This is a genomic window from Verrucomicrobium spinosum DSM 4136 = JCM 18804 (assembly GCF_000172155.1).
In the GTDB taxonomy this organism is placed as follows: Bacteria; Verrucomicrobiota; Verrucomicrobiia; order Verrucomicrobiales; family Verrucomicrobiaceae; genus Verrucomicrobium; species Verrucomicrobium spinosum.
Map to the genome: position 1 here is coordinate 6,895,953 of NZ_ABIZ01000001.1, position 17,717 is coordinate 6,913,669.

Annotated in this window: 15 protein-coding genes; 3 read left to right on the forward strand and 12 right to left on the reverse strand. The window is 62.0% G+C overall.

All coding sequences use genetic code 11. The features are described from left to right. Positions 1 to 19: 19 nt before the first annotated feature. Entirely contained in the window at positions 20 to 2,638 is a 2,619-nt protein-coding gene (locus VSP_RS28085; RefSeq protein WP_009964922.1) for a hypothetical protein, read from the forward strand. Next, entirely contained in the window at positions 2,635 to 3,873 is a 1,239-nt protein-coding gene (locus VSP_RS28090; RefSeq protein ID WP_009964923.1) for a hypothetical protein, read from the forward strand. Before VSP_RS28085 ends, VSP_RS28090 begins: the two co-directional genes overlap by 4 nt. 326 nt (positions 3,874 to 4,199) lie before the next feature. On the opposite strand, the gene VSP_RS28095 is transcribed toward VSP_RS28090, so the two are convergent. The 11 genes from VSP_RS28095 to thiE form a co-directional block, all read right to left on the reverse strand. Next, positions 4,200 to 5,234: a DUF7309 domain-containing protein gene (locus VSP_RS28095; RefSeq protein ID WP_009964925.1), complete on the reverse strand. Its 1,035-nt coding sequence runs from the start codon at positions 5,232 to 5,234 to the stop codon at positions 4,200 to 4,202. Between the two features lie 432 nt (positions 5,235 to 5,666). Beyond that, on the reverse strand, positions 5,667 to 6,239 hold the full coding sequence (locus VSP_RS28100) for a sugar O-acetyltransferase (protein ID WP_009964926.1): 573 nt from the start codon (positions 6,237 to 6,239) through the stop codon (positions 5,667 to 5,669). 142 nt (positions 6,240 to 6,381) lie between these two features. Further along, positions 6,382 to 6,972, reverse strand: coding sequence for an SUKH-3 domain-containing protein (locus VSP_RS28105; protein ID WP_009964927.1), 591 nt, complete (start codon positions 6,970 to 6,972; stop codon positions 6,382 to 6,384). A gap of 325 nt (positions 6,973 to 7,297) precedes the next feature. Beyond that, positions 7,298 to 7,591, reverse strand: coding sequence for a DUF4291 family protein (locus VSP_RS40140; protein ID WP_081452767.1), 294 nt, complete (start codon positions 7,589 to 7,591; stop codon positions 7,298 to 7,300). 73 nt (positions 7,592 to 7,664) lie between these two features. Further along, complete coding sequence (locus VSP_RS28115) at positions 7,665 to 7,868, reverse strand: hypothetical protein (protein WP_009964929.1); 204 nt, start codon at positions 7,866 to 7,868, stop codon at positions 7,665 to 7,667. A 225-nt stretch (positions 7,869 to 8,093) separates the two neighbouring features. After that, positions 8,094 to 8,360 carry a hypothetical protein gene (locus tag VSP_RS37750; protein WP_009964930.1) on the reverse strand — a complete coding sequence of 89 codons (267 nt, stop codon included), beginning with the start codon at positions 8,358 to 8,360 and terminating at the stop codon, positions 8,094 to 8,096. Between the two features lie 732 nt (positions 8,361 to 9,092). Beyond that, positions 9,093 to 9,323, reverse strand: a complete 231-nt coding sequence (locus VSP_RS37755; protein WP_157211104.1) for a hypothetical protein — start codon at positions 9,321 to 9,323, stop codon at positions 9,093 to 9,095. Then, the gene (locus tag VSP_RS28130; RefSeq protein WP_009964931.1) at positions 9,313 to 9,792 is read right to left on the reverse strand and encodes a DUF2127 domain-containing protein; all 480 of its coding nucleotides are present in this window, start codon (positions 9,790 to 9,792) and stop codon (positions 9,313 to 9,315) included. The genes VSP_RS37755 and VSP_RS28130 overlap by 11 nt, the downstream gene beginning before the upstream one ends. Before the next feature lie 402 nt (positions 9,793 to 10,194). Next, positions 10,195 to 11,913 (reverse strand): ABC transporter ATP-binding protein, encoded by a 1,719-nt coding sequence (locus tag VSP_RS28135; protein ID WP_009964933.1) that lies wholly within the window; start codon positions 11,911 to 11,913, stop codon positions 10,195 to 10,197. Positions 11,914 to 12,390: 477 nt separating this feature from the next. Continuing rightward, positions 12,391 to 13,305: a PfkB family carbohydrate kinase gene (locus tag VSP_RS28140; RefSeq protein WP_009964934.1), complete on the reverse strand. Its 915-nt coding sequence runs from the start codon at positions 13,303 to 13,305 to the stop codon at positions 12,391 to 12,393. Positions 13,306 to 14,094: 789 nt separating this feature from the next. Next, complete coding sequence (gene thiE, locus VSP_RS28145) at positions 14,095 to 14,733, reverse strand: thiamine phosphate synthase (protein WP_009964935.1); 639 nt, start codon at positions 14,731 to 14,733, stop codon at positions 14,095 to 14,097. Between the two features lie 129 nt (positions 14,734 to 14,862). Here thiE and VSP_RS28150 point away from each other — a divergent pair, with 129 nt between their 5' ends. After that, a complete protein-coding gene (locus VSP_RS28150; protein WP_009964936.1) occupies positions 14,863 to 15,777 on the forward strand; it encodes a nucleotidyltransferase family protein in 915 nt (304 codons plus the stop codon). 1,184 nt (positions 15,778 to 16,961) lie between these two features. Here the strand turns inward: VSP_RS28150 and tsaB are convergent. Continuing rightward, positions 16,962 to 17,630, reverse strand: a complete 669-nt coding sequence (tsaB, locus tag VSP_RS40145) for a tRNA (adenosine(37)-N6)-threonylcarbamoyltransferase complex dimerization subunit type 1 TsaB (RefSeq protein ID WP_009964937.1) — start codon at positions 17,628 to 17,630, stop codon at positions 16,962 to 16,964. Positions 17,631 to 17,717: the final 87 nt, after the last annotated feature.

Below are 17,717 nucleotides of genomic sequence, written 5' to 3' on the forward strand. Positions count from 1 at the left end.
CGGAACTGACTGCATCGATATGATCGACCTCGTCAAATCTGTGGCGCTGGACCTGCGTGCCGCGTTGGGCATGCTGTTCACCCGGCCGTTGAGAGTGCTTTGTTACCTGTATATCATGCGGGTCCCGGTGCTGACACTCGGCATCATGATCTTGTTCCCGTTGCTGTCGTGGCTCGGGCCGCTGCGGGCGCTCACGGTGGGAGCCTATGAAGTGGAGTCCTTTGCCCAGGCCTTGCTCGCGACTCTCGGGTTCGTCCTTGCCGGGGGCAGTGCGTACTCCGTCGCCAGCGCCTTTGCAGAGGGCGTGGGCCTGCGCTACCCCGGCGCAGCCTATGACACCTCCCGGCGGGCCCTCCGGTGGTGGCGGCTGGCAGTGGGTGTCGCCGTTCTGGGGAACATCTGCTGGATGCTCGCCGCCTCCCAGCACAGCGTGGATCCCACCTTCACCGCGCTCATTGCTGATCCGGGTGCCAGTTGGTGGTGGCTCCTGGCCGGAAGCCTCGTCGGACTGCTCGTCGCCACCCTGATGGGCGGCACCCCGTGGCTGAAAGCCCGGCTCTTCCACCCTATCCTGACCTGGCTGGGCAAAATGAAGTTGGGCGGCCTCGCGGGCTTTCTGGTCCGCGGTGGCCTGCTCGGCTGGCTGGCCACCCAGGTGGGCAAGACCGCGGCGGGCAACCGGCTGGCGAAGTTTTATCAGTTCATGGGGGCCAGCGCTGGCGTCATCACCCCCGCCGTGCCGGGGGCTCCCGTGACGCTTGAGAGAGGCCAGCCCCGCGCCCATGCCTACGCCCTGCTCACCCTTGGCGCCCTCCTGCTCGTCATCGTCACCGGCTTCCTCAGGCATGCCCTGGCCCCGGTGACCGCCATCTTCCTGCTCTTCACCGTCGTCATCTATGTCGGCACCGGCCTGACCTACCTGCTGGACCTCTATCGCGTGCCGCTCATCCTCACCGTAGTCGCCTACTGCACCCTCATGACGCAGTGGCGGGAGAGCGACCACTTCTACGCCATCTACCCCAGACCCAAGTCGGCCATCGAGTCCGAGTCGGGCGTGCTGGCACTCACCACCACCCCACACCGGGCGGTGCAATCTGCAGAACTCGCCGCCCAAGTGGATCCCCCTCCAGACACCGGCCGATCATCCGCCGCCGCCCCTCCCACGGTGGTTCAAGGAGAGAACCTCTACTTTCACAAGGACGGGAACGAATCCCTGGGGCTCCCGGCACAGATGCTCGGCCGCCACGGCCGGGAGCACCCAGACACCCCCTTCGTCGTGCTGAGCCTGGCAGGAGGGGGCATCCAGGCCGCAGCATGGCCCCTCGCCCTGCTGGAGGAGATCGAAACCAGCCTGCAGACGGCGGACCCGCACAGCACCCCCTTCCACCAGCAGGTGCGCATGATCAGCGGCGTCTCCGGAGGCAGCGTCGGTGCCATGTACTATGCCCATGCCTACAGCTTCGCCTCTCCCCAAGGAGGTGTCACCTCCCCAGGCACCACCTCCCAGGGTGGCATCCCCCTCCGGGCCGCCACCCTGGCCGCCCAGTCCAGCAGTCTGGCGGAGGTCACCCTCGCCATCCTGCGCGATGACTTCCGCAAGATCGCCTTCCCCTTCCTCGTCCGGGAAAACGGCGGCCAGGTGCTCAAGGATCGGGGTGAGGCGCTGGAGCGCAGCTTCTCAGAGAACGCGGAGCTCCGCTTCGGCGCTGGCCCGCGCCTGGCCGACGCCTCCCTCTCCTCCTGGGGTCAGGACGCGCTGGAGGGGCAGCGGCCCGCCCTCATTCTCAACGGCACCGTCGTGGAGACAGGCGAGCGGATCAGCTTCTCCACCGTCCACACCTCACAGGAGCCCACCTCCGGCGGATGGGTTGAGTTCAGCCGACGGTACAATGCCGACATCGCCCTGCCCACCGCCGCCCGGCTCTCCGCCACCTTCCCCCTCGTGAGCCCCGCCGCACGCCCCGCCATCAGTGATCACGAGTGGAAGGAGGTCAACATCATCCCCGGCCAGGAGAACTGGGCCTCCTTTCCCAACGGCTGCAGCCTCCTCCACGTGGTGGACGGCGGGTACTATGAAACTAGCGGCGTGGTGGGAGCCCTGGCCTGGCTCGATGAGGCCCTGACCCAGCTCTCCAGCATCGCCGACTACCGGGCCGCCCTCCACCTCCCGCCGCCGCAGCACCAGTTCAAGATGCCCAGCCGCATCATCTTCATCGCCATGAGCGGATTTCCTGAACCGCCGGCCAACACCTGCAAGGATGAAGGGAAGTCCACCGCCGGTTCCGTCTTCGACGCCGTCTCGCCCATCATCGCCGCCGTGGGAGTGCGCCAGGGCACCCAGAAGTACTATCCCGATGCCCTCCTCAAGATCTTCAAGTCAAGGTGGGACAGGCACGCCTCAGGCGTACGGTTCGACTACACCCGCATTCTCCCGGAGATCCCCTTGGAGGACTGGAACAACGAGCCCGCCAGCACCTCGGGATACCTCCCCCAGGCACCTCCGCTTTCATGGCATCTCCGTGCCTCAGAGCAGGCCCACATCGCAGCGCAGATGAAGTCCGACAGCACCCGCAAGCTGATCGCAAAAATACGCACCCTCATCACCGAAAGCCCCTCCGCCCCACCCACCTCGCCATGAATACAAGACGCAGCAGGTACTGGTTGTTCTGGTGGGCGCTGGTCGTTCTCATTTGCTACACCGTGTACCTCTCCGGAGCCGCCAGCTGGAGCCCCACCATGAAGAAGCACACCGGGCTGGGCTTCACAGACGACGTCACCAGCCCCGTCATCGCCATGGGGCTGGCAGACGATCCTGGCGAGTTTCACGGCGTGCTTGGCATCTCCGCGAAGCAGGCCAGCCCCTCGGGCTCCTCCGCGGAACTGGGGCAGCACAGCAGCTCCCCGAAAGACATCGGGCAGGACACCGACTCCGCGCAAAAGCTCCTCTGGCTCGACTTCGGCTTTCTCGCGCTTTACACCCTCGCCTTGCTGTTGCTCATCTGGCATCTCACCACGGCAAAGATTCTCCAGCCCACGGCCTTTGCCGTCCTTCTGGCCAGTCTGCCGCTCGTCATCGCCGCTGCAGACGTGGTGGAGAATATCAGCGCCCTTTCCCTGCTCGGCAGGGTAGAGCAGTCACTCATCAAGGCCATGCGGGAGGTCGTGGAGGCCCAACAAGACAAGTCCGACGTGACAGAGCGGGTCAAGGACGTGCTGGCCAACGCCGCCACCCGCAACCCCGAAAGCCCGCCCGTCTGGCAGACCCTCCACGACAAGAAAGTCATCCTCCTGAGCGGCGACGGCAAAGACCCGGCCGCCATCGAGACCATCGCCAAACTCGAGAACATTCCCGCCACCGTCTATGACGCCGTCGTGCAGGCCAAGACCGCCGACGAAAAGGTGCAGACCCTGGAAGCCTCCGGCTACATCTTGATCAAAGGGGACCGCCCCACCGCTCGCAGCGAGAAGCTACAGGAGGCATTCCACGCCCAGGCCCCATCGGCCCCCGCCACCGCCCCAGCCACGCCACGGACAAGCCCCCAAGGCTACATCGTGGAGCAAGTGCGTCAGACCTGTCAGGACGTGCCCCTGCACATGCGCCAGGCCAGCCTCAGCAAGTGGGGCCTGTCAGGCCTCTTCTTCGCGCTCCTCGGCTGGGTCCTGCTGAAACGTCGGAAACGCGGCCCCACACTGGCCGCACCTCGCGTGAGCTGGTGCCTCTCCGGCGTGCTCATGATCACCGGTGCCCTCACCCTCCTCACCGGCACCTTCATCTGGCCCATCTGCATCGAGGCCGGATTCCTCTTCATCATCGCCGCATTCGTCCCCCTCTTCCTCGGTGGCCTGAAGCTCGCCACCAGCCGCGTCCTGTGATCCTCAGGGCTCTCATGTCGGCCAGACGCCTCGACGTCTCAGGCGAAGCTGTTTGTAGTTCAATCTTTAGATTGCTGCATTCGGCATTCAACGCCCGGCACCGCGGGAACCTTGATCACCTGCGGCCCGACGCCGCATGAGCAGCGCGGACAACTCATCCAGGGGGAACTCAGGATCAGTTCGCGGTCAGAACCGTGCTGCCCACGACCTCCGCCGGACCCCACACGACCGCGGACCCCACAGGACAGGCTATTACGCTACCACCGCATCCACCGCCCCCGAAATCCGGAGGGGTCCACCGCACACCACCAACAGCCACTCACCTTTCACATCGGGCCTCTCATCATCATGCCGCGCAGGCTGTGCAGCGCCGCTTCCAGTTCAGGAATCTCCCGCTCGCGATGAATCGCAATATTCAATTCCTTTGCCAGCCCCGCCAGAAGCGAGGCGGTACGGTAGCTGGTGGTGCGGATCAGCGCGGGCCTTGCCCCCGCCTTTTTGAGCAGACGCAGCAGAACATCGGGCACCGCAGCCAGCAGTGCCTCGTGAGTGCAGGTTTCTACAGAAAGCACTTCCACGCCCATCACCGTTCCACTCTTGGAATCCACTGCCATCAAAATGTACGGATAACTCTGCTCCCCAAAACGGGGGCCCACGGGAGTTGGCAGCAGAGTGAATGCGACCTGCACATCCACACTAGTGCGCAACCGCGCGACCTCCCTTGCGAGCTCGGGATCGCAGCCCGTTGTCGGGAACACATACTCTGTGTCGTCAAAATTGTGCCAGAAATCGCGCCACTGACCGTCAGGCCCTTGTTCGCGGCCGAGAATTTGAAACCGCGGAGTCCTTCGGGAATCCGTGACCAATCCTGCTGAAATTCGCGGAGCGACGTCCAGCACCTGTGTGATCGCAGCCGTAAGGACCTCGATCTCCACATCATCCAGCGGGCCAGCGGCACGTCCCGGTCGCATGGATCGGAATTGGGGCCACACTTTGCCACGGTACTTGCGGTCGAGGCTCTTGATCTGGTCGAGATCGTATTTCTCAAGCTGGGCCCTGCTGCTGAATGAAACCTGAAGCTGGCGTGACTCCAGGATCAAACCCACCTGATCGTCAGCGTCCAGGTCGATTCCCAGATACGGAGCCTCGTGGATGAGGTTGATACGGTGCAGCGACTCCTCCCCCAGATACACCGCCAGACAGCGATGATCCCCCTGCGCCCCCATCACGCTCAGGTACGCAAGCTCAGGAAGAGCAGGATGTCGAAACGCGAGCAGCTCAACCTCTTTCATCCACCCCCACGGGGCGAGATTGCAGAGAGCATCGGCACGGTCATAGAGGGTGGCAAGCGGCGAGGACATGGATGGCAATATGCTTGTAGCAGACACCAAGCCCGGTCAACTGAATGAGGCAGTCACGGCCAACGCCGACTCAGCGGACCGCCCCGCACCCTTCAGATTCTCGACAAAGCCACCACCCCCAGACTTCCAGCCCCCAACCCGCCGACTCGCGTCGTGATCAGGCAGGTAGAAGAGCCGTCTCGGCTCTTGCGTGCGCTGGGTGATTTCACGAACAAGAACCGGGACGGTTCTTCTACATTGAAGACGCGACAAAGAGCAAAGGAGCCGGACGGCGGAGACGCGCGATGAGCCAGGATAAAGCCCGGCACTCCTTTGCATCACCCCGTCAGCGCGGCGGTTCACCACTCCACCACTCCACCACTCCATTCCCACTTCTGCGCCCTCTGTGGTCAGACCTCAGTCCCATCCGCCCCCGACGTCCACCAGCCACCCTCATTCCAGTTGCTCCGTCAAACTCCGAATCACCCGGCACGGATTACCTGCGGCAACCACATCCGCAGGAATGGACTTGGTGACCACACTTCCAGCCCCAATCACTGTCCGGTCGCCAATCGTTACGCCGGGGCAGATGATGGCCCCGCCTCCCACCCAGACATCCGACCCGATTGTCACCGGCTTCGCCGACTCCAGCCACGTTCGACGCTCCATGGCACTGAGTGGATGCGTCGCGGTATAGATCTGCACCGCTGGCCCAAAGAGAACATTGCTGCCGATCGTCACCGGCATCACATCCAGCACCACGCAGTTGAAGTTGAAGAACACCTTGCTGCCGAGCTTGATGTTGTAGCCGTAGTCGCAGTAGAAGGGCGGCTGGATCCACGCATCGTTCGGATAGCCCAGCAACGCATCAACAAGACGTCGCCGCTCTTCTACCTCACTCTCACGCGAATCATTGAAACTCTTGCAGAGATTACGACAACGCTCCCGCTCCCGGGCAAGCTCAGGATCCAGGGCATCGTACAACTCCCCCGCCAGCATTTTCTCCTTCTCCGTCTTCGTCTTCATAGCAGAACAGAACACATGGGGCATGTCTGGCACGGTACAAGTGCCGCCCGAAAAGTGCAGACAAATTCAGCCTATAGAGACCGCCTCCGGCCCGCAGGGTTGCCAGCCGTAACAACGCACCCTTGAATTTCCCAGCGCGGCTTCACTCTCCATCGGGCAGGCTGTAGTACCACGATTGGAGCTCCTGGGTGCGACCTGATGAAAAGATGCGGCTAAGGAAACGGTCGATGTCCGTCTCGATCAGATCAAGGCGGTAGTCGCACGGTGGGGCGAACCCGGTAGCTCCATCGACATACACCCGCCCCGATTCATCCATCAGCACTCCAAGGCCATCGTCCTCAAAGATGTTCGTGCTGCCGATGGGGAAGAGCGGCTCACCAACAAGCTCCTCCAACACCGTGAAGGAGGCGCACAGACGGTCATCAATGTAGCCGAATGAAATCAGCCGACTGTCGCCTACATCCAGCCCGCCAAACTCCGACAACACGCTGACGACAGCAGGCGGAAAGGCCCTGCTAAATTTTGCCACAAAAGCTTCGAGAAGCTCGGGGTCCCACTTCCGGTCCTTGTGCCACCCGGCAGCGCGGAGAGGGCCCAGGACCTTCTGGGGAAATCGAAGGCTGAAGTACCTGCTCGGCCGCAGGCTCTCAGCAAGGCGTTTCAAGATCTTCACCAGTTGTCGTGGATTGGGTTCTAGTCGTGACAATAGGTTGGCATCAAGTCCGTCCATCATTCCACGGAAAAGTTCATGTTCTTGATTTCGCATTCATCCCGATGACACCTATGCCAGTCCGGGTACCACCCCTGAACCGGCGAGACGCCGGTACCACGCACCGGCTAGAAGCCGGTGTCACTTTTGATCCTCGCACCCGTCCGCTCCAAGGTGACGCTGGAGCCTCACATCCGGAGCTACCCCATCCGCCGCACCCGTACCCGGAGGGTTCACCATGAATAGCCAGTGGTCGACCGAGTCTTGCGAGGGCTATCACTGGACCACAGGGACCTGCCGATCTACCGCGCAGCGGCAGGCCCATGGCGATGCCTGCACCAGCCATCCGTCACGCCTCGCCACACGTATCTTCCGGCCTGGTTGACTGAAGCCCCACGCTCCGCCAGGCATCCTCGCGCTGGGGATAGTACACTTCCTCGGAAGGGATCATCAGTTCATCGGATTTGCTCAGTGCGAGAGCCCTCTGCTCCGCAACGAACTCGCTGATATCCTCGATGGCCACCACCTCATCCCTGCCGTATCGACGAATCATGTTGCCCCGCAATCCCAACTGAATCGCCCGCCTCTCCAACGGACCTCCAGTCGGACTGTGATCGGGATCCCACTGGAGGCGACGACACACGTTTTCCCGTCGATGCGTGCGCCACGATAATAGGCTCCAAGAGGGTGCGCGCCCTCAAAGTGGGAAGTCCCTTTCAAGGCGGCGGGCGAGAAGGGCGCAGGAGGTCCGTGTTTCGAACTTGGTCGCCCAGCCACATCATCGCTCCCACCACACCCTCCGGCGTCTTTAAGTCACCCGGAATGCTGGATACCACCAGGAAGTCACTCCCATCCCCCTCCGCAAACTTCTTGTTGTCCGGGAAGACCACGGGCATGTCGGCGAGTGCGACTGAGGTCATCAGCGCCAGGATGAGGGGAAACGAGCGTTTTCATGGTCTTTTTTTGTGCCCGCCGCACCAGCTGAGAGAACCGCAGGGGCCGGCGGAGTATCGAATGAACGGGGGATGATATGAAGTCAGGCGAACCCATCGACGCTCCGCAAGAATCCAGAAGAAATCAATGGCTCTCTTGCCTGCATTTTCTCAGTGCTAGGATTGGAATTCCGGCCCGAGCATCCAGGAAAGTCATTTGTCCAGCATCCTCAGCAGAGCCACCAAGCATCCCAAAAATCCTCCAATTATCGCCGACGCGTTAACCAAGCCGAAAATGCAAGTCCACCACCAACGGTGCGCAAGCGCCATACCGACAAACAGCACCATGCCCATCCAGGGCTGATGGCAGCGAACGGAAAACACCAAGATTATCGGCATCATGATCAACGGCCAGAACGGCAAGAGCCACCCTGCAGCAGAGCACCAACCTTGGAACCCAACTGTGATGATCTTCTTCACAATACGTCGAATGCGCTGATGTTAGGATACACTCAACAACAGGTCGAGACAAAACGGCTCGCAATGCCCCCCCTTCGAGCGGCGTGCAAAAGCCGATGGGGCAGGCCCCGGGGTGGGTTCATTTCCCCACGCAATCCCCCTGCTCCTCTTCTCCGTCTTGTGATGCTCACAAGCTCCACCAAAGCGGCGGTTCCCGCGCGCACTCCATAGTCCCGCAAGCGGGACCAGGTGTTGTATCCTTCATGGCTCAAGCTCACACCTCAGGCCTCCGACATCGGAAGCCGAGCAATTGCTCTTACTCCCAAGAACTCACTCCCCCTGGATGCGAAGCATCTTTGGAGTGCGTGCGAGAATCGCCGCTTTCGCCACATCTTGTAACGTCCTGAAACCTTAACACATTCAGCGAAACCCACCGTCCTCGATCCAGCAAGGTGCCCCAGCCTACGCCCTCCGCGCTCACACGAATCAGCCGTCAACCTCCGCCGCACCCGAACCCGGAGGGTTCACCATGAATAGCCAGTGGTCGACCGAGTGGAGCGAGGGCTACCACTGGACCACGCCCGACTGCCGATCTACCGCGCAGCGGTAGGCCCATCGCATGGCAAGCTCCTGACGCCATTCCCGCGAGAATGCCAATCACCACTTGGCCGCCATGGGCCTACCGCTCCGCGGTAGAATTCCTAACCTCCTACCATGGGTAGTCCTCGCTCCGCTCGGCCGACCCATGGCTATTCATGGCGAACCCTCCGGGTTCATGAGCCAACTCGCAATCTTCCACCACTCCACCACTCCACCACTCCACCACTCCACCACTCCACCACTCCACCACTCCACCACTCCACCACTCCACCACTCCACCACTCCACCACTCCACCACTCCACCACTCCACCACTCCACCACTCCACCACTCCACCACTCCACCACTCCTCTGTGTTCCCTGCGCCTCTGTGGTTAAACCGCACTCCTCCCCTCATCCCCTGATGTCCTCTCCCTCCCCCGCCTCATCAGCGCATGCACCATCACCGCCACCACCACGAGGTTCACCCCCAACAGCCCCCAGTGAAAAGCCGACGCCTCGCGCATCACCGCGACCACCTCAAACGGCACATAGATCGCCCCGCTCCCCGCCGCCAGGATCTCCGCCCAAGTCTTTTCCCGCAGCAGGCCATAGGCCTCCGTAAAACGCAATGCCGCATACGCCACCGCCCCGGCGGCGAGCAGCATCATCCGGGTATTCTGGAGATCATCCGCCGCCAGCACCAAGATCTGCGGGTATTTGGAAGCCGGGTTGAGGTGCAGGTGCTCCACCAGCGAAACCGCGAGGGCATGCAGATCCTTGTGCACCAGCGTCAGCACCGCCGTCGCCGCCAGCAACACCGCGAGCCCCTTGCAGGCCTCCACGGCAGCGACGATTTTGATGGCACGGCTCACGATCAGAACAAATAAGAGGGGATCAACGGCAACCTCCGACTACAAGCACAACCCCGCGCCTTCTGCAAGGCGGGAGTGCCGCACGGCCCGCGTCAGGGAAAATGGCCCGCCTCCATCCCTATCTGGCCACAACGCCGCAGCGCCCCAAAAAGGCAGCCATCCGGCGAATGAACGACGACCAGCCCACGGTTATTGGAAACACACTATTTCCCTGGAAGCTCACCCGGCGCTGGATGCCAGGGGGTCGTGCAACCGCCACCCCACCCTGCTCACCCACAAGGTTAAAGGAAATCCCAATTCCGTAAATTCTGTTAATTCCGTCTAAACCTCATCCCCACCCACCCCTGACACTCCCCAATTCCTCATTCATAATTCATAATTCATAATTCATAATTTTTCCTCTCACTCCGCCATCAAACTCGTCCGGCACAGGCCCGCGTACAAGCCATTGTGCGCTATCAGCTCCTCGTGCGTCCCGTTTTCCACGACCACGCCTTTCTCCAGCACATAGATGCGGTCCGCATTGCGCACCGTGCTCAGGCGGTGGGCAATGACAAAGCTCGTGCGGTTCTTCATAAGCGCGTCCAGCGCCTGCTGGATCTGCCGCTCCGTCTCCGTATCCACACTCGCCGTCGCCTCATCCAGCAGCAGGATGGGCGGGTTGCGCAGCAGCGCCCGCGCGATCGACACACGCTGTTTCTCGCCCACACTGAGTTTGATGCCGCGCTCACCCACTTTCGTGTCCAGACCGTCCGGCAGGGCCTCGACAAAGTGCTTCGCATTGGCGCTCTCGAGTGCGCTCCACAGCTCGTCATCCGTGGCCGTGCGTTTGCCGATGCGCAGGTTCTCCCGCACCGTCCCGTTAAAGAGAAAGCTCTCCTGCGTCACATAGCCGATGCTCCGGCGCAGCCAGCACTTGTTCAGCTCATGCACCGGGTTGCCATCCAGCAGGATCTGGCCGCGATCATATTCATAGAACCGCGTGAGCAGGTTGATCAGCGTGCTCTTGCCCGCGCCGGTCGGCCCCACCAGGGCGATGGTCTGGCCCGGCAGCGCCTCCAGGCTTACGTCATTCACCGTGGGCACCTTGCCGTAGGAGAAATGCACGTGGTCATAGACGATATGCCCCTTGATCTCCTCCAGCTTGCGCCCGGCGTCCACATCCGCCTCCTCCTCGGAATCCAGGATGTCGAACACCCGCTCACCCGCCGAGCGACCGCCCACAAAGAGCTGGTTCAGCGAGTGGATCTGCTCGATGGGCTCATAGAAATAACGCAACACCAGGATGAAAAGGGCAAACTCCCCCTTCGTGAGCGTGCCCTTGAACAGCTCCGTGGCACCAAACCACAGCACCAGAAGATAGCCCGCATTGTTCAGGAACCGCATGCTGGGCCGGTAGATGGACCATACCCGCATCAGGTGCAGGCTGGCGCGACGCAGCGCATCACTCGCCAGGTTGAAGCGTTCATGTTCCTCCTGCTCCATGGCATAGGCCTTGATCTGGCGCATACCTGCAACGTTATCATGCAGCAGGGAGTTCATCCCACTGCTTGCCTTCCGCACGCGGCGTGCGCGATCCTTGGAGGTCAGCGTGTACGTGAGCGCCCCCATCATGATGAACGGCACGGGCGCACAGGCCACCCAGCCCAGCGTGGCATTGGTGTGAAACATCAAAAACGCCACCACCGCGATCTGCAGCACGGCGATCAGGCCCTGCTCAATACCATCGATCAACACGCGCTCCACCGCCGGGATGTCTTCCGACACCGTCGTCATGATGTCCCCCGTGGGCCGGTTGTCGAACCACCTCAGCGGCAACCGTTGCAGGCGTTCATACAGCTCACTGCGCAGGTCAAAGATCACCTTCTGCTCAAAGGTGTTGTTCAACTGAATGCGCAGACTGTTGAAGAGGTCCTGGCCAAAGAACGCCGCCAGACCAATGAAGATCAGCCCCGGCAGCCGGTCCATCTGACCGTTGGGGATCACCACGTCCACGATCTCCCGGGTCAGGCTGGGGAACACCAGCACCAGCAACGTGCCCAGCACGGCACAGGCGAGTTGCGCCCCCGCCATCCAGGGGTAGCGGCGGACATAGGCAAAGACGCGGAAGATCGTTTTCAAATCGGAGAGGAAACAGGGAGGTGGAGCGCGAATGGCGAGTGGAGCAAACGGATCCCCGGGCGGCGAACCTCGCGGGAAAGTACGGGATAAGGATTTCGCACAGAATTGGCCCCTGGTTGCACCAAGCTGAAACTTTCCACCCCGCCCCATCAGGAAGCAACGCCAACCCGCTGCGCGGGAGACTCAAGAGTTGAACTCAGACCCTGCGAGGTCGCTACGGGCGTGGTCCGGTTTTCCCAACCGGCTCACGATCCCCTCCCCGCTCCGCCCACCCTACAGACCGCGGGGCCGGAGACCCCGCCTCCTTTGCTCCGCGACCAAGCCACCTCGCAGCTTGTTTCCTGGTACAGGAGGCGGGGGTTCCCAGCCCCGCTCAGGCGCAAGTCCTATGAAGCCAAGCCACAAGGGGCGCGTACAACCCTGCGCCAGCATTCAAGTCTGACGTCTGGTGTCTTCTTGTCTGGCGTCTCGCCAGCTTTAGAAGCTCGTGTAAGCGCGCAGCTCTTCCAGGCGGCCCTTCACCTCATCCAGCGTCACCGTCTGCAGGCGCTGGGTGCTGAAGGCCTCGCAGGTGAAGCTGGCCGCCACGCTGCCGTGAGCCACCGCGGTGCGCAGATCCGCAAAGGTCGGTTTGCTCTTCCCATTGGCCGCCAGCCAGCCGATCATGCCGCCAAGAAAACTGTCACCTGCCCCGGTGGGGTCATGCACCGCGCTCAGCGGATACGCCGAGCAGGCGAAGAACTCCGAAGGACCATTTCCGAAGAGGAAACTCCCGTGCTCACCGCGCTTCACCACCACGTACTTCGGCCCCTTGGCCTGGAGGCGGCGGCCCGCCTCAATGAGATTCGTCGTTTCCGCAAATTGCTTGGCCTCGCCGTCATTGATCACCAGCAGGTCCAGCTTTTTCATCACGTCATGCAGGCGCTCGTTGGCGATGTTGATCCAGAGGTCCATCGTGTCCGCCGCCACGAACTCCACTTCCGTGCACTGCTCCAGCGTCTGGAGCTGGTTGTCCGGGCTCATGTTCGCCAGCACGGCGAACTTCGCCTTGGCCGCCTCCGGCGACAACTTGGGGAGCCAGTTTTCCAACACGTTGATGCCCACCTTGAGCGTGCTGCGGTTGTTCATGTCCTCATGGTACTCCCCCGTCCAGGTGAAGCTCTCGCCTGAGTTGCGCTCCAGGCTGTCCAGGTTGATTCCGCGGCTCGTCAGCATGTCCAGATGCGCCGCCGGGAAGTCATGCCCCACCACACCCACCAGATGCACCGCCTCGCCGAACAACCGTGCGGAAAGCGACGCATACGGAGCAGAGCCGCCCAGCAGGCCCTCCTGCGACTGAACTTGCGTCTTGATGTTGTCGATGGCGACCGAACCGGAGATAATCAGGGACATGAGAAGGTGAAACGGGGATGAGGTTGAGGGCGGCAGACATGAATGCAGGGCCTTGCCTACGCAATCGGTATTTTTCGTGGGGTAGTTGGGTCAGGGGCAGTTGGGCATGCGGCGCGGTCTCATACCGTTTGGCACTGGGTCGCAACCCTCTCCGGATTCCAGTGCGTCAGTGGGCAGTGCGTCAGTGCGTCAGTGCGTCAGAATCGCGGGGTCACCATGCTGAAGGCTCAGCCCTCCCCTCCCGCCACCGCCACAAGGGTTGGAGTTCCGTCCCGCATGCGGGACCAATGCCATCAGGGAAAAGGGATGGCGATGAGCTCCCTTTGGCGAACGAGCTGAGGGCTGAAAGCCCGGAGTGATGGCAGCCTTGGGCAACGCCCAAGGTTGGCGTTGGTTTTAGATATTGAGGGCTGTAGGCCCGGGGTCATTCAGGGATGCTCGTCGTGGGCAGGAGTGATGAGGCCGGGCCTTCAGCCATCTGATTCTCTTCCGACCCATATCCTGGGGCGCTGCCCAGGCTGGTATGAAACCGGACCATTGGCCCTCAGTTTCATCATGCTACGGTATTGATCGCTCCATCCAATTTTTCCCTGATGGCATTGGCTTTTAAGCGGTCAGGCCGCGCTACCCCGGACGCCACCTGTCTCCAGATCCCAGTGCGTCAGATGTACCTTCGGCCATACCCCATCGCCAGCCTCATCCCTAAACCAGCGTAGCGTCTCAACCAGACGCTTGCGTCGTCTCAACCAGGTGCCGCCCCGGCGGCACCGTCTCAACTAGCAACGCGTCTCAACAGCCCGCTTGCGGGCCCCTCAACCAGCGCAGCGCCTCAACTGCTCCCCTCACATCCTCCGCCTGCAACCACGCGGAAACCACCACCACCCGCTTCGCCCCCGCCTCCACGATCTCCGGCAGACGTTCCGGGTTCACCCCGCCAATGCAGAAGACCGGGCAGGTCGCGAACGCATGCACCTCTGCAATATCCTGCAGACCGATCGGCACATAGTCCGGTTTTGTCCCCGTGGCATACAGGGGACCGAACCCGATATAGTCCGCCCCCTCCGCCATCGCCGCCCGGGCCTGGGCCACACTGTGGGTGGACTTGCCCACGAAGCACTCTGGCCCCACGATGCTGCGGGTGGCGTCCACCCCCTGGTCATCCTGACCCACATGCACGCCCTCACTCCCCACCGCCGCTGCCACCTCCGGGTGGTCGTTGATGATCAGCGGGATCCCGCCGTCGCGGGTGATCGGGTGCATGAGCCGCGCCAGGCGTTCCACCTCTGCTGGCGTGAATTTTTTGGCACGCAGTTGCAGCAGATCCACACCGCCCTTTACCAGAGCCTGTGTCATGTTCGGCACGTCTTCCGGCTTCACATAGCCCAGATCCACAATGCCATAGAGATAAGAGTCCTTCAGCGCGCGCATGCACCATGCTCCACGGGGTGAAGGGCGCGGTCAACGCCGCACCAGCGATTCCAGTTGACCAGTCCCCCTGGACTGTGGACTCTCAGAGCCGCCTATTGGCGAAAACACGCAGATTCTCCTAAAAAGACGATGTCTTCGAAACCAACCCTTCTCATCCTGGCCGCCGGCATGGGCAGCCGCTACGGTGGCCTCAAGCAGCTCGACCCCATGGGCCCCAATGGCGAGACCGTGCTCGATTATTCCGTGTTCGACGCCCTCCGTGGTGGCTTCGGCAAGGTGGTCTTCGTCATCCGCCGCGACTTTGAGGAAGAATTCAAGTCCAAGGTGGGCAGCAAGTTCGACCAGAAAGTGCCTGTGGAGTACGCCTTCCAGGACCTCAACGACCTGCCAGAAGGCTTCAGCGTGCCCGAAGGCCGAGTGAAGCCCTGGGGCACCACGCACGCCGTGCTGGCCGCCGAGCAGAACATCAAAGAGCCCTTTGCCATGATTAACGCGGACGACTTCTACGGTCACGACGCGTTCGCCAAGCTCGCCGCCAATCTGCAGACCCTGAAACCTGCGAACGGCAAGGCCCAGTACTCCATGGTCGGCTTCCAGCTTAGGAACACCCTCTCCGAGCACGGCAGCGTGGCCCGCGGCGTGTGCACCAGCCAGGACGGCAAGCTCGCCTCCGTCACAGAGATGACCAAGATCTACAAGACGGAGACCGGCGCCCGCAACGACGAAAACCCTGACAAACCCGTGGAACTCACCGGCAACGAGCTCGTGAGCATGAACTTCTGGGGCTTCACCCCCGAGCTCTTCCCCCAGCTCAAGGAAGCCTTTGTGGACTTCCTCAAGGAACACGGCAGTGATCCCAAGTCTGAGTGCTACGTGCCCAAGGTCGTGGACCTCCTCATCAAGGCGGGCAAGGCCGATGTGGAAGTGCTCGAAACCAGCAGCTCCTGGTTCGGCGTCACCTACCCCGAAGACAAGGCTGTGGTCGTGAGCAGCATCCGCGCGCTCACTGAAAAAGGCGAATACCCCGCCCCCCTCTGGTCCTAGGCCGACCCCAGGGCACTGCCCTTTCCGCGAACCCGCACTCCAGCCCCCCACAAAGGGCCGGAGGCGGGTTTTTTGTTGTTGCCACCCCGCCATGCGGCCGCCCGGAAAGCTGTTTGTAGTACAAACTTCAGTTTGCCCAGGGCTGCCGCACACCCCCTTCCTCGAACCCCACGTACCCAGCAGCGCCACCACGCCACCCATGCCGATTGCCAATCGGCGCTACGCTGGCGCCATCGCCAGCACCCACGGCACCCATCAGGCTCCTCCCCGGCAGGCCCGATCAAAATCACCGCCCCCGCTCCGCAGCAGGGTTGGAGTACCGCTTTCAAGCGGAATTACTTCACAAACGTCCCAAGGTGGGAGTCCTTCCCAGGATTCCCAAGCCATCGGCAGCCTCGTTGGGGCAAGCCCCATCCTGGAACGCTCGCATCCTGATTCCGCTTAAAAGCGGTACTCCAACCCCGGCGCTGACCTCAACTCACCAGAGGGGACCTCCACCGCCCTGTTCCTGTCTTGCCAACCCTTTGTGCCTTTGTGCCTTCGTGTGAAAAATCTGCACTCTCTGCCCCCCCCACCCATGCCGATTGCCATTCTGCACCACGCGACGCTGTCGCCAGCATCCCGCCACCCATCAGGCTCCTCCCCGGCAGGCCCAATCACAATATCACCGCCCCCGCTCCGCAGCAGGGCTGGAGGGGTAATTTTGGGCGGGGGTGCTCACTGGGGGCAGCACGAAGCCCGGGAGCATCGGCAGGCTAAAGCCCAATGCCATCAGGGAAAAGTGGAGAGGTCGAGCATCTCCCTTTTGTGAAAGTATTGAGGGCCGAAGGTCCGGTATCATTGCAGCCTTGGGCAACGCCCAAGGTAGGCGCTCGTTTTAGATGTTGAGGGCTGTAGGCCCGACGTCATTCAGGGATGCTCGTCATAGGCAGACTTGTTGACACCGGGCCTACAGCCCTCAAGGGTAGTTTGGCCATCTATCCCTGGGGCGTTGCCCCAGGCTGGTATGAACCCGGACCTTCGGCCCTTCTGAATGGGGCTCACTAGTTACAGTCGTGGCGGTTGCACCATCGCGGCTCCGAGGCGCGCCAAGGCAAAACAGCAAGACGATGCGTTTTCCCTGATGGCATTGGGCTTTAGCCTGTACTCCGTACAGCTTCGGGTCCAATGCCTTGACGCACTGCCTACTGCCTACTGCCTACTTGCCCTCCGCGCAGCGGGTTCGCCTTCGTAATAAACGGCGCACTCAAATACACCGGCTCCAGCGCCGCCGCCGCCCATTCCGCCACATTCTCCGCACTCAACCCCGCGGCCAGCCGGGCCAGCCCCACCGCAGACGGCCTCACCGGGACCACACCCTCAAGCTCCGCTGGTGACACTGCATCCAGCGTGTACCAGGGCACCTCACGATGCGCCTCCTGGAAACGCACAAAGTCATTCTTACCCATCAGCGGGATCTCTCCCACCCTCAGCGCCCCACGCTGGATCTGCACGGCGTAAAAAAGGCCCCGCCGCGCATCACCGCACATCACATAGTGATCCGGCACCACCTCCACCTCCGGGGCCAGCAGCGAGCACAGTCCGATCACCGGCACACCTCTGGCCCAGCCCAGCCCCTGCGCCGCCGCGATCCCAATGCGCACACCCGTGTACGAGCCCGGCCCCGTCCCCACCACGATCAGGTCGAGCGCATCCCCCGCCAGTTCCAGCGCTTCTTCCAACGGGGCAAACAGCTGCGAGTTATGCGAGCGCTGTGAGGAAAACGCCTTTGCATACACCACCTCCTCTTCCTGCCACAGCGCCACCTGCCCCTGCGGGGTGGACGTTTCAAGGGCGAGAATACAGGCAGACATGGTGCAGATAGAATTAGGGATGATAAATTTGAAATTAGAAATGAACTGCGGTGTTCCCCGCAACCACCAGTCCCCTATACCGGCTCC